Below are 12,288 nucleotides of genomic sequence, written 5' to 3' on the forward strand. Positions count from 1 at the left end.
ATGAAATTTGCAAGCTTCACGATCGACAACACGCCGTCCTGGGGACTGGTCGAGGGCGACGGTGTCGCCGATCTCGGGGCCGTCCTGCACGACCGCTTCCCCGACCTGAAATCGGCGATCGCCGCCGACGCGCTGAAGCAGGCGGCCGCTGCTGCGCCCGGCGCGCCGCGGCATCCGCTTGCCGCGATCGGCTTTCTGCCGGTCATTCCCAATCCGGACAAGATCCTCTGCATCGGGCTCAACTACGAGACGCACCGCAAGGAGACCGGCCGCACGGAAGTCGAGAACCCGACCGTGTTCGGACGGTTTGCCAACAGCCAGACGGGACACCTCACGAACATCGTCCGCCCGCGGGTCTCGACCGACCTCGACTTCGAGGGTGAGCTCGCCGTCATCATCGGAAAGCCCGGACGTTACATCACACGCGAAGATGCGTGGCAGCACATCGCAGGCTACGCCTGCTACAATGAAGGCAGCGTGCGCGACTTCCAGCGCCATACCCATCAATTCACGCCGGGCAAGAATTTTCCCGCGACGGGCGCTTTCGGTCCGTGGCTCGTGACATCAGACGAAATCGATGATCTCGGTCCGCTCAAGCTGCAGACCCGGCTCAACGGCCAGATCGTGCAGGAGGCGACGATCAGCCAGATGATCTTCGACATTCCGCGTCAGATCGAATACTGCTCGTCGTTCACGCGGTTGGAGCCTGGCGATGTGATCGCGACGGGTACACCGGGCGGCGTCGGGTCGCGCCGCACGCCCCCGCTCTGGATGAAGCCCGGCGACATTGTCGAGGTCGAGATCGACCGCATCGGGTTGTTGTGCAACGGCATCGCGGACGAGGCGATTTAGCCTAGCGGCTGCGTTCGGCCAGACATCGACGGCGCAGGCAAGCGCTCGCGCCGTCTTCATTCTGCTCAATGCGCCATCGGCGCGGCACCGCCGAGCTTGACGTTGCGAAGGACGAGCGCCAGCGGAATCGCTGCCAGCGAGATCAGCATCAAGGTCCAGTAGACGTCGATATAGGCGAGCAGCGAAGCCTGCGCCTGCACCGTCTGCCCGATCCAGGCGATCGCCTGCTGCTGCGCCTGCAACAGCGAGCTGCCATGGGCGCTGAAATAGTTGGTCACCTGATGCAACGTGTCCTGATAGACTGGGTTCGAAGGAATGGCGGTCTCGACCAGCCGGCTCTGGTGGAACTGCTCGCGATGCGCCAGCACGTTGGCCGCAAGCGAGACGCCGATCGAGCCGCCGGTGTTGCGGGCCGCGTTGATCAGGGCCGAGGCCTGGTCGGTCTTGTCGGGAGGAATGCCGTTATAGGAGGCGGCCGTGATCGACAGAAAGAGCAAGGGCAGGCCGACACCGAGCAGCATGCGTGAGCTTGCGAAGAACCAGAACCCGACATCGGCATAGACCCGCGTCAGATCATACATCGCGAACGCCACGATCGTGGCTCCCGCCATGATCATGTATTTCGGCTGCACCCGGCCGGACAGCCGGCCGACCACGAACATCATCACCATGGTGACGAGGCCGCCCGGCGACAGCACGAGGCCGGCCCAGGTCGCGGTGTAGCCGAAATCCTGCTGCACCATCTGCGGCAGCATCTGCGTGGTGCCGAGCAGGATCGCGCCGGTCGCCAGCATCACCAGGAAGCTGGCGCCGAATTGGCGCGTGCCCACCATCCGCACATCGATCGTCGGATTGCTCCGGCTCATCTCCCAGGGGATCATCAGCACGAACGCCGCGGCGCAGATCGTCGCCGTCGCCACGATGAAGCGGGAATCGAACCAGTCGTCCTCCAGGCCGCGATCCAGCATCAGTTCGAGCGAGCCGAGGAACGTCGCGACCAGCACGAAGCCCACGACATCGAAGCTGTGCCCCTGCGCAAGCAGCTTCCGCCGCTCCGCCACGGCCGAGGCCGGCTCGTGCAGGATCAGCCCGATCAACAGCATCGCCATCAGCCCGACCGGACCATTGATCAGGAAGCACCAGTGCCAGGAGAGGTTGTCGGACAGGTAGCCGCCGAGCGTCGGCCCGACCACTGGGGCAACGACGACCGCTACTCCGAACAGCGCGAAGGCCTGGCCGCGCTTGGCCGGCGGAAACGAGTCGGCCAGAATCGACTGGGACACCGGCACCATGCCGCCGCCACCGATCCCTTGCAGGATACGGAACAGCAGCAGCGATTGCAGATTCCATGCGAAGCCGCACAGCACCGAGCTCAAGGTGAACAGCCCCAGGCAAATCAGGAAGAAGGTCTTGCGGCCGAAGCGCTTGGCGAGAAAGCTCGAGGCGGTGAGGATGATGGCGTTCGAGACCAGATAGGTCGTCACCACCCAGGAGGACTCGTCCTGGCTCACGCCCATGCCGCCGGCAATGTACGGCAGGGCGACGTTGGCGATGGTGGTGTCGAGCACCTCCATGAAGGTCGCAAGCGCGACCAGGATGGCAATCAGCCACGGATTCGTGGCTGGCTGCGGCGCAGCTATGAGGGTGGAGGCATCGCTCATAGCACAGCCCTCAGGCGCTCATACAGCGAGGGATGCGGATCGATCCGCACAGTCGGCACCACCGACATGCCCGGACCGAGCGCGACATCGGCCGGCGGATCGTCCATCACGATCTTGACCGGCACGCGCTGTACGATCTTCACATAATTGCCGGTGGCATTCTGCGCCGGCAGCAGCGAAAAGGCCGTGCCTGAGCCGGGCTGCACGCTGGCCACATGGCCGCGGATCTCACGCTCGGGATAGGCGTCGATCTGCAGCGTCACCGGCTGGCCGGATCGCATGTGGTCGAGCTGGGTCTCCTTGAAGTTGGCGGCGACCCACACGTCGTCCGGCACGAACATGGTCAGCGCCGTGCCTTGCGCGGCGAACTGGCCCTCGGCCGCCCCGAGGTTCACGACACGGCCGGGCTGCGCTGCGGTCACGGTCGTGTAGGACAGGTTGAGCGTGGCCTGGTCGCGCTGCGCCTCGGCCTGCGCGAGATTGGCATCCGCGCTTTCACGTTGGGCCTTGAGCGATTCGAGTTGCCGCTGGGCGACCTGAAGATTGGCCTGCGCACTGGTGAGCGCCGCCTTCTGCTGGCGCAGTTGCGAGCTATATTGCTGCTCGTTCTGCACCGTGCCCGAGCCCATCCGGGCGAGATCCTGGTAGCGTTGGGCCTGCTGCTCGGCGAAGGTGAGTCCCGCCTGCGCCTGCTCGACCTGCGCCTGCCCCGCCGTGATCTGCGCCTGCTGCACCTCGACCTGGGCATCGATGTTGCGGATCGCAGCCTGCGCGGCCTTCACCTGCGCCTCGGCCTGCGCCAGCGCGATTCTATAATCGCGATCGTCGATGCGCGCGATCACGTCGCCGGCCTTGACATGCTGGTTGTCGGTGACAGGAACCGCGGTGATATAGCCTGAGACCTTCGGCGCGATGGAGAATTGCCGGGCCGCGATAAACGCGTCATCGGTGGTCTCGAAATGCGCGGCGGCGTCGTAATAGACGTAACCGGCGGCGCCCGCCGCCAGCAGCAAGGCGAGACCGACGGTTGCGCCGAGCGGGTGGCGCCGCAACAGCCCGCCGCGGGGCTTCTCCTTCGCTGGATCCTGCGGATCGGCGGGCGGCGCTTCCGGTTCCAAGGGGTGCGGAGCCCGCGCCAGATCTCCCCTCGCCTCATCGGAAGGCTGATCTCCGCGCCACTGCTTCAGCGCCCGCTCCCGGGCGGGAACGGACTGATCCGCGCCGCCCCGCGATGCGGGCGCCTCAGTGCCGGGCGCCTTTGTGGTGGTGAATGCTTGATTTGCCATAATCAGGGGTCCATATAAATAGAACGGAACCGTTTCGTTCCATACGTAAGCGGGCCGTGCTTGCGACGCAATGGCAGCGGCTGGACCTGAGACCTAAAATTTCTGTTATCGTGGGAGTTGGTGCCGCAGGCGGAATGGCGGCCCCGGTATTCAGCACCGGGATGCTACCCAGGGCAAATCGTTAACGTCATCTCGGGGCAGGCGCCGAAGCCGGTGCCCCCGGAGATATTCCGCGGCCGAAGCGTCAGAACATGCCGTTCTGATTGGCCGACTGTTCCGGGATCGGCTGCACCGAATCCCAGTGCTCTTCGATCTTGCCATCCTTCAGACGGAAGATGTCGACGATCGCATTGCCGCGGGTGCCGGGCTCGCGAATGGCGTGAACGCGGAGAATGACGAAATCGCCGTCGACCAGCACCTTCGTGATCTCGCTATGCGATTGCGGATACTTGGCCTTGAGGAATTCGATGAACTTGCGGAATCCCTCGGGGCCGTCCTCGGCGTTCGGATTATGCTGAACGTAGCTGCCGAGATATTTCGAGGCTGCCGCAAAGTCCTTGCGGTTCAGGCCCTGCTCATAGAAATCGAGCACGACCGCCTTGTTGCGCTCCTCCTGCGGCGAATAGGCCCGCTGCGCCAGCGCCGGGGCGGAAATCGTCACGACCATCGCCATCATCAGGGGGATCAGGGAGCGCCGCATTAGGTTACGTCCTTCTGCTGGAGGGATAGCGGTCATCACCATCTGCCCGCACTGCATGTCATGGATGTGTCGGCACCATCGTCAAACGCCGGCGATGCCGTCAATAGAACCGATACAGATGATGCACAGGACCGTGGCCGTGACCGACGGTGAAGCGGTCGGCAGCCGCGATGGCGTTGCTGATGAAGGCCTTGGCGTTGCGCACCGCTGTTTGGAGATCTTCTCCCTTCGCAAGCCCCGCCGCGACCGCCGAGGACAGCGAGCAGCCGGTGCCATGGGTATTGCGGGTCGCCGCGCGCGGCGCGGTCAGCCTGAGGCTCGCCTGCCCTGTGACGAGATAGTCCGTGCTCTCGGGTCCCTGGCCGTGGCCGCCCTTGATCAGCACGGCCGGACAGCCGAGCGCGAGCAACCGCCGGCCCTGGGCTTCGATCGCGGCCGCATCGGTCGCCACGGCCTCGTCCAGCAGCGCGGCCGCCTCCGGCAGGTTCGGCGTGATCAAGGTGACCAGCGGGATCAGGAGCCGCCGCAGCGCCGCGACGGCGTCTTCAGGCAGCAGCCGATCGCCCGAGGTTGCGACCATCACCGGGTCGAGCACGACATGGGCAGGCTTCCAGCGGCCCAGACTTGCGGCGATGGCCTCGACGACCGACGCCTGGGCCACCATCCCGATCTTGACCGCGGCAACGTCGAGATCGTCGAACACCGCATCGATCTGAGCGGTCACGAACTCCGGCGGCACCAGATGGACGCTGCTCACGCCGCGCGTATTCTGGGCCGTCAGCGCGGTCAGCACCGAGGCGCCGTAGACGCCGAGCGCGGCAAAGGTCTTCAGGTCGGCCTGGATGCCGGCCCCGCCTGAGGAATCCGAGCCGGCAATGGTGAGCACAACGGGCGTGGTCATAATCCGTCCTAGCGCGGGCTCCCCGCCCTCGGCAAGCGCCGCCGTGGTCCGGATTGCGTCTCGACTCCCCTGCAAAACCCTATATTTAGGTCCGACAAGCCTTTCGGAGACAGCCTGCGATGGTTCCTTTCTTCGTCCAGATCAAGTGCAAGCTCGGCCAGTCCTACGCGGTTGCGAACGCGCTCGCCGAAGCCGAGATCGCCTCCGAGATCTATTCGACCGCGGGCGACTACGACCTGCTGGTGAAGTTCTACGTCGACAGGGACACCGACATCGGCCACTTCATCAACGAGAAGGTCCAGGTGATCCCAGGCATTCAGGACACCCACACGATCATCACCTTCAAGGCCTTCGGCACCGTCTAAGCGGCGCGATGTTCGCAGCGGCCTCTCTCGCAGCCAAGTGCGGCGTCGGACATTTGCGCATCCTGCGCTGGGCGCGCATCCTGGCAGGTTGACGCCAATCCCGTGCGACCTGCTCTTATCGCCCAAATGTACCAGAGGCTCTTGCAAAAGCGCCCGCCGTTTCCGGCGGGCGCATCCTATTGAAAAGGTATGGACTGGATTTTGGTGCTAAAAAAACCGAACCGACACGCCCGCGTGTCCCGGCCGGGTCGCTTCGCGCGCGCCTGACGGCTGCCGAAGGACCCGGCCGTTTCCGGCAACTTGGGTATGAGCGTCTTTAGGCGGGCGCACGCGCCTCCGGTCAAGCCGATTGCGCATGACGGGACAGCCGATCAAGAGATTGAGACAGAAGCGCAAATAGGCTAGCGGTCGGACGCCAGAACTCGCATCCTGCCTGGGGAAAACCTTTGCGACGGCTGGCGCCGGAGCACCGCTCGCCAATTCGTGGTTGCTCGGGATTCTCTTAAGGGGCGGCTCGGAAATCGCACGATGGACGCGGCCCATGAAACGGAAGCGAATTTCGGAACCGCCGCAGCAGCAGGACGTCGTGGAGACTGAGATCAAGACGGTATCGTCGCTAGTGCCGAGCTTCGGCTTTTCGTCCGAGGGGATGGAGACCGAGGCGAACATCGCGGCCTGGCGCGCAGCCGTCTCCACCTTTTTCGAGGTCGACGAACTGGCGGCGAACGAGCCTGGCCCGTTTCGGGCCGACGTCCGCTCTTTCGCGATGGGCTCAGTGCTGTTCGGCCTTGCGCGGGCGAGCGGCCAGCATTTTCGCCGCGATACCCACACCATTGCCCGTAGCGGCGTCGACCACGTCATCATTCAGGCCTATGTCCGTGGCGGCTATCACGGCACGGCGGGCGAGCGCCCAATCCGCGTCACCGCGGGCGACATCTGCGTCCTCGACCTCGCCCAGACGTTCGAGACCTGGGCGAGCCCGTTCGAAAACCTTACCCTGGTGATACCGCGCCCGATGTTCGACGCGCGTCTGCTGCAGATGCAAGGGCTCCATGGCCTTGTGCTGGCCGCGAATAGCCCTCTGACAGCGCTGCTCGCAAGGCATCTCGAAGCCCTGCTCGACTACGCACCGCGCATGAGCTTCGAGGAGTGCCAAGCCGTCGTCGAAGGCACCGTTTCGCTGGTGTCGGCTTGCATCAGGGGCGAAATCGAGCGCCGGGACGCCGAGCGCATCGCGCCCGAGGAAACCTCCTTGTTTCGCATCCGGCAGTACATCGAGACGCAGCTCTCGAGCGCCGATCTCAACACCGAGTCCGTCGCAGCGCATTTTGGCCTGTCGCGCGCATCGCTCTACCGCCTGTTCGCGCCGCTCGGCGGCATCGCGGAATACATCCGCAGCCGCCGCCTGCATCGGGCCTTTTTCGATCTGGTCGGTTCGCGGAATACCCGGATCAGCGAAGTGGCACGGCGCTGGCAGCTCGGGACAGACGCGCATTTCGCGCGCTCATTCAAGGCTGCGTATGGGATCACGCCGCGCGCCGCACGCGAGGCCGCGCTGCTTGGCTCACAGCAACACGCATCCGAGCAGGCCGACGCAGGACTGTCCACCCTCACGCGCTGGATGCGCGGGATAGCGCCGCCACGCGAGGAATGAGCGTCACCACCGAACCGGCGCTGCTCGCTTCGGCGAATACGTCCGCGTCCTGGCCCGGCTCGGGCTGAGGCTCCTCGGCAGGCGGGCTGTCGATCGACCGCACGAATTGCAGATGGTCTTCGAGCTGACTGATCGGCATCGGACGCCCGAGCAGATAGCCTTGCGCAAAGTTGACGCCAAGCAGCTCCAGGCGCGCGAGCTGCTCCTCGGTTTCCACACCCTCGGCGGTGATCTGCATGCCGAGCCCACGCGCCAAGGTCACCACCGAGGAAATGACGGCGACGCTTTCATCGCCCTCGCTCAGTTTGGCAACAAATGATTTGTCGATCTTGATCTTGTCGAACGGGAAGGCCGTGAGCGAGCGCAGCGACGAATAACCAGTGCCGAAATCATCGAGTGCCAGAGAGATCCCGATCCCCTTGAGCTTGTCGATGAAGTTCTCGTTCTCGGCCGCACGCTCCAGGAGCACGGATTCGGTGATCTCGATTTCGAGCCGCTCGGCAGCAAGCCCGGTCCGCGCCAGCGCCGACTGGATGACATCGAACAGTTCCGCCTGCTTGAACTGCACAGGCGAAAGATTGACGGCGACCTTGACGTCATCGGGCCACGATGTCGCATCGTCACAGACACGGCCGATGATCCACTCGCCGAGCGGCACGATCAATCCGGTCGACTCCGCCAGCGGGATGAACTGATCGGGCGGCACGAGACCCTTGACCGGATGTCGCCAGCGGACCAGCGCCTCGACGCCGCATCGCTCGCGGGTCTCGACATCGTAGAAGGGTTGATAGTACACCTCGAACTGGCATTGGGCGATGGCGTCGCGCAGGTCGCCCTCGAGCGTATTGCGCGCCTCGAATTCGGCGTGCATCACGTCGTCATAGACGGTGAAGCAGCTCCGTCCGGCCGACTTCGAACGATAGAGCGCAAGGTCCGCCTTCCTCAGCAGATCTTCGTGGCCGCGGCCATGCTCCGGCGCCAGCGCAATGCCGATGCTGGTGCCGATCTCGACCCGTTGGCCGGACAGCTGGAACGGCTCGGCAATCAGCTTGGTGATGCGCTGCGCCAGGTCGGTCGCCGCGCCCCGCTGCTCGGAACAATTGGCCTGGATCAGCGCGAACTCGTCGCCGCCAAGCCGCGCCAGCACATCGTCGGCGCGCAGTTGCGATCTGAGCCGTTGCGCGACCTGCACGAGCAGGGCGTCGCCGGCCCCGTGGCCGAGCGAATCGTTGACGTTCTTGAAGCGATCGAGGTCGCACAGGAACACCGTGAACCGACCTCCGCTCGCCGCGTTGATGCGCTCCATCTGTTCCAGGAAGAACGCCCGGTTGGCGAGGCCCGTCAGCGCGTCCGTCTGCGCCAATTCCAGCACGCGGCGGTTGGCGAGCGCCAGCTGCAAGGCATTGCGGCTGGAGAGTGCGAGATAGACGGCGAGGAAGATCGTGGTGGCGATTCCGGCGGCATAGATCGCAAGCGCACGGTTGTGGGTTGCGATCAAGCCGCCGTTGCCGGCGGGAGCTGCCTGAAACGCCCAATCCGAATCGCCGATGCGCAACGTCGTCGACCATACGTTTGGGTCGGCCGGCCAGCGCTGCGGATCCACGCCCGACGATTCCAGGCCCTTCTCGGGCGGCAGCACGTTGATGGCGAGCGCCGGGCTGTTGGGGTTGTTCGCACGGATCGACTGCAGCAAGAGCGGCAGGTCGAACAGGCCGACGATGAAGCCGGTCAGATTGCGCCGTCGATCGGCGACCGTGGTCCGCGACGTGCCTTTGACATAAACCGGCACGGCAACCATGACCGCGGCGGAACGGCTGCTCGGTTGTTCCTCGAACAGGCGCGTGCGCAGCGCCGTGATCATGTCATAGTCGCGCGCCTGTTCCAGGACGAAGCGACGGTCGGGAAAGGTCCAGTAGTCGAGCCCGTAGACAATCGAGGTCTTGGGCTCGGTGGAGAAATACACCGGGAAGTACTCATCATGCTCCGGCGCAACCGCCCCATCGGGGTAGGATTTGATGCGATAAGCGGGCACGCCATCGGTGATGGCTGCGGCTTCGTATTCGCCGCGCTCCTTGCGATAGATCCGGGGGAGCCAAGCGATCCGCGTGATACCCGGATGGGCTTCGAACAGCCGGGCGCTGAAGGTCTGGTACTCGCTGCGAGTGATGTCGTCGTTCGCGGTCTCGAACCGCGTCCGCAGCGCGGTCAAGCGGCTCACATATTCGTTGAGGCCGTTCTGGATCAGAATGGCCTGCGCCTCGGCAACGCCTTCCAACTCGGCGCGCGCAAGACGGTTTTCCCAACGGCCAACCGCAACGGTGCCGACCAGCGACAGCACCGTGCCGAGACAGGCGGCTATCAGGGCCGGACGATAAAGACGGTATTTGGATGAGGCGCGCAAAGTCTCGCGCGCGCCGCCCGCACGATCATCGCCGGGCTTCTTCAGCATCCGTCCGCTGCGCACTTCCACCTGCAAATCCCGGCCCCCGTCCACACGGCTGTCCATGTTTACATGCGCTATCGGACACGCCACGGAGTTAAGGACGGTGAAAGAATGCCTGCGACTCCGCGGCGCAGCGGCGGCTTGGTTAACACGCGGCTTTCGCAGGTAGCGAAATACGTCATCATCCTTGCCCGGCCGTCTTAGCGCGGTCTTCACTCGGCCGACCTATGGTCGATGCGGACCATGCTGCAACTCATAAGACGAATGAAAATGGCGCTCTCGGGTTTGCGAACTCCCTTTTGTCTTGCCTTGCTCGGCTGCAGTCTATTCGCCGGCGTCGCAGACGCTGACGAACTGGGCGTGACCAACGACACCATCGTGTTCGGCCAGGTGGCCGCGCTCGAGGGGCCATCTGCCGCGATCGGACAGGCAACCCGGCAAGGCCTGCTCGCAGCCTTCAACGAGATCAACGACAAGGGTGGCGTGCATGGCCGCAAGCTCAAGTTGATCAGCCGCAACGACGGCTACGACCCGGACCGTTCCGTGGTCGAAACCGTGAAGCTGATCTATGAGGACAAGGTGTTCGCATTGATCGGAGCGGTCGGCACACCGACCGTGATGGCGACCGTGCCGATCGCCACCTCCAACGATGTGCCTTTCATCGGCCCGGTATCCGGCGCCGCGTCCTTGCGCGATACCGAGTTTCAGAACGTCATCAACATCCGCGCCAGCCACGCGGCAGAGGCCGAGGTCTGGATCAAATACCTGACCGAGAATCTACACCTGACCCGGATCGGCATCTTCTACCAGGATGATGCCTTCGGCCGCGATGTGCTGAATGGGGTCAAGACCTATCTGGACCGACGCGGGCTGGAGCTCGCCGCTGAAGGCACGTTCGAGCGCAACACGCGCGCGGTCGGCGTCGCGTTCAAGGTCATCAGGCGCGCTGAACCGGAGGCGGTCATCCTGGTCGGGACCTACGGCCCGTGCGCGGAATTCATCAAGATGGCGCACCGCAGCGGCTTCACCCCGACCTTCGTCGCGATATCCTTCGTCGGCGCCAACGCTCTCGCCAAGGAGCTCGGGCCCGACGGCCGCGGCGTGATCGTGTCAGAGGTCGTGCCGTTCCCATGGGACACGCAGAAGAAGCTCGTGGCCGATTATCAGATGGCGCAAAGGGCACTGGACCCGAACCAGCCGCCGGACTTCATCGCCCTCGAAGGCTACCTGACCGGACGACTGGTCGGACAAGCCCTGGAGATGGCCGGCCCCAATCCGACGCGAGCAGACCTGGTGCGGGTCATCAACGAGACCGGCCAGTTCGACATCGGCGGAACGGTCGTCGCATTCGGCGCCGCGCGCCGATCCAATCCGCCCCACGTATCGCTGACCGTCATTCAGGGCGACGGCAGCTTCCAGCTGATCGAAGGCTTCTGATTGAAGCCCGCGCTGACCGCCTGCCGTTCAGCCGGCCGGCTTCGCTGGCTTCGGCGGCCCCTCCACCGGCGGCAGTGACTTCAGATAGATCGCCATCGCGGCGCGATCTTCCGCACTGAGCTGCGAGGTGTTGCGGATCACACGCGTCATTGCGCCCCCGACGCTGTCGCCGTCGGGCAATTGTCCGCTTTCGAGGAAATAGCCGAAGTCGCTTTCGCTCCAGTCGGCCAGGCTTTTCTGAGTGATGTTCGGTACGAAGCCATGCCCTTCAGGATCCGGGCCGCCGGCAAAACGCTGCGCTGCGATGAGGCCGCCCAGCAGATTGCGCGGGCTGTGGCACTCGGCGCAATGACCGAACGTGTTGACAAGATAGGCGCCGCGATTCCACTGCGCCGAGCGTGATGGATCGGGCGTGAAGGGCTTGTCGTCGAAGAACAAGAGCTTCCAAACGCCGAGATTGCGGCCGAGGTTGAACGGAAAGGGAAGCTCGTGATCGCGCGATTTGCCGGACACCGGCGGCAGCGTCTTCATATAGGCGAAGAGATCGCGGACGTCCTCCACCTTGGCGTGCGCGTAGGACGTGTAGGGAAATGCCGGGAAATAGTGAGTGCCGGCGGGCGAGACGCCACGGAGCAGCGCATTGACAAAATCGGCTTCGCTCCAGCGCCCGATTCCGTCGGTCGGATCTGGCGAGATGTTCGGCGCATAGAAAGTGCCAAAGGGCGATGCGAGCGGCAGTCCGCCACCAAGCTTCAGCCGGTCGGGCTGGTTCGGCACCGCGTGACAGGACGTGCAACCGCCGGCGTTGAACACCTCCTGGCCATTGGCGAGATCAGGCGTGCGTGGCGCGAGTGCCAGCGACATGGCCCTTGGCAGCGTGAGCCACCAAAAGGCCATGAGCGCGGCAATACCGAGTGTACAGAGCGAAATGAGAACGCGTCGCAGCATCGCTGGTCCGTATTCAGCATGTCCTGGCAGCGTGGCCGCGA

The 12,288-nt window shown here is 64.4% G+C and carries 10 protein-coding genes; 4 read left to right on the top strand and 6 right to left on the bottom strand.

The genetic code is table 11. The features are described from left to right. Window positions 1-852, top strand: a complete 852-nt coding sequence (locus QXZ85_RS12550; protein WP_315704357.1) for a fumarylacetoacetate hydrolase family protein — start codon at window positions 1-3, stop codon at window positions 850-852. Window positions 853-917: 65 nt separating this feature from the next. Here the strand turns inward: QXZ85_RS12550 and QXZ85_RS12555 are convergent, their stop codons facing one another. The 4 genes from QXZ85_RS12555 to thiD all read right to left on the bottom strand — a co-directional run bounded on the left by QXZ85_RS12555 (window position 918) and on the right by thiD (window position 5,400). After that, entirely contained in the window at window positions 918-2,513 is a 1,596-nt protein-coding gene (locus QXZ85_RS12555) for a DHA2 family efflux MFS transporter permease subunit (RefSeq protein ID WP_315704358.1), read from the bottom strand. Continuing rightward, window positions 2,510-3,799 (bottom strand): HlyD family secretion protein, encoded by a 1,290-nt coding sequence (locus QXZ85_RS12560; RefSeq protein WP_315741882.1) that lies wholly within the window; start codon window positions 3,797-3,799, stop codon window positions 2,510-2,512. The genes QXZ85_RS12555 and QXZ85_RS12560 overlap by 4 nt, the downstream gene beginning before the upstream one ends. Window positions 3,800-4,043: 244 nt before the next feature. Then, complete coding sequence (locus tag QXZ85_RS12565) at window positions 4,044-4,499, bottom strand: ester cyclase (protein WP_315704360.1); 456 nt, start codon at window positions 4,497-4,499, stop codon at window positions 4,044-4,046. Window positions 4,500-4,599: 100 nt separating this feature from the next. Then, window positions 4,600-5,400 carry a bifunctional hydroxymethylpyrimidine kinase/phosphomethylpyrimidine kinase gene (thiD, locus tag QXZ85_RS12570; protein ID WP_315729571.1) on the bottom strand — a complete coding sequence of 267 codons (801 nt, stop codon included), beginning with the start codon at window positions 5,398-5,400 and terminating at the stop codon, window positions 4,600-4,602. A 119-nt stretch (window positions 5,401-5,519) separates the two neighbouring features. On the opposite strand from thiD, the gene QXZ85_RS12575 reads away from it, so the two are divergent. After that, the gene (locus QXZ85_RS12575) at window positions 5,520-5,765 is read left to right on the top strand and encodes an Lrp/AsnC ligand binding domain-containing protein (protein WP_315704362.1); all 246 of its coding nucleotides are present in this window, start codon (window positions 5,520-5,522) and stop codon (window positions 5,763-5,765) included. Between the two features lie 541 nt (window positions 5,766-6,306). Then, the gene (locus QXZ85_RS12580; protein ID WP_315704363.1) at window positions 6,307-7,419 is read left to right on the top strand and encodes a helix-turn-helix domain-containing protein; all 1,113 of its coding nucleotides are present in this window, start codon (window positions 6,307-6,309) and stop codon (window positions 7,417-7,419) included. Here QXZ85_RS12580 and QXZ85_RS12585 read toward each other — a convergent pair. Further along, window positions 7,376-9,868 carry an EAL domain-containing protein gene (locus QXZ85_RS12585; RefSeq protein WP_315742000.1) on the bottom strand — a complete coding sequence of 831 codons (2,493 nt, stop codon included), beginning with the start codon at window positions 9,866-9,868 and terminating at the stop codon, window positions 7,376-7,378. The genes QXZ85_RS12580 and QXZ85_RS12585 overlap by 44 nt on opposite strands. Window positions 9,869-10,132: 264 nt before the next feature. Between QXZ85_RS12585 and QXZ85_RS12590 the strand changes: the two genes are divergently transcribed. Beyond that, the gene (locus tag QXZ85_RS12590; protein ID WP_409977717.1) at window positions 10,133-11,299 is read left to right on the top strand and encodes an ABC transporter substrate-binding protein; all 1,167 of its coding nucleotides are present in this window, start codon (window positions 10,133-10,135) and stop codon (window positions 11,297-11,299) included. Window positions 11,300-11,326: 27 nt separating this feature from the next. Here the strand turns inward: QXZ85_RS12590 and QXZ85_RS12595 are convergent, their stop codons facing one another. Next, entirely contained in the window at window positions 11,327-12,247 is a 921-nt protein-coding gene (locus QXZ85_RS12595) for a cytochrome c (RefSeq protein ID WP_315741883.1), read from the bottom strand. Between the last annotated feature and the right edge of the window lie 41 nt (window positions 12,248-12,288).

The organism is Bradyrhizobium sp. SZCCHNGR1005 (assembly GCF_032489995.1).
Lineage (GTDB): Bacteria > Pseudomonadota > Alphaproteobacteria > Rhizobiales > Xanthobacteraceae > Bradyrhizobium.

Coding starts and splice junctions, on each gene's coding strand:
- QXZ85_RS12550 (WP_315704357.1), top strand. CDS start 1: ATGAAATTTGCAAGCTTCACGATCGACAACACGCCGTCCTGGGGACTG.
- QXZ85_RS12555 (WP_315704358.1), bottom strand. CDS start 2,513: ATGAGCGATGCCTCCACCCTCATAGCTGCGCCGCAGCCAGCCACGAAT.
- QXZ85_RS12560 (WP_315741882.1), bottom strand. CDS start 3,799: ATGGCAAATCAAGCATTCACCACCACAAAGGCGCCCGGCACTGAGGCG.
- QXZ85_RS12565 (WP_315704360.1), bottom strand. CDS start 4,499: ATGCGGCGCTCCCTGATCCCCCTGATGATGGCGATGGTCGTGACGATT.
- thiD (WP_315729571.1), bottom strand. CDS start 5,400: ATGACCACGCCCGTTGTGCTCACCATTGCCGGCTCGGATTCCTCAGGC.
- QXZ85_RS12575 (WP_315704362.1), top strand. CDS start 5,520: ATGGTTCCTTTCTTCGTCCAGATCAAGTGCAAGCTCGGCCAGTCCTAC.
- QXZ85_RS12580 (WP_315704363.1), top strand. CDS start 6,307: ATGAAACGGAAGCGAATTTCGGAACCGCCGCAGCAGCAGGACGTCGTG.
- QXZ85_RS12585 (WP_315742000.1), bottom strand. CDS start 9,868: ATGCTGAAGAAGCCCGGCGATGATCGTGCGGGCGGCGCGCGCGAGACT.
- QXZ85_RS12590 (WP_409977717.1), top strand. CDS start 10,133: ATGGCGCTCTCGGGTTTGCGAACTCCCTTTTGTCTTGCCTTGCTCGGC.
- QXZ85_RS12595 (WP_315741883.1), bottom strand. CDS start 12,247: ATGCTGCGACGCGTTCTCATTTCGCTCTGTACACTCGGTATTGCCGCG.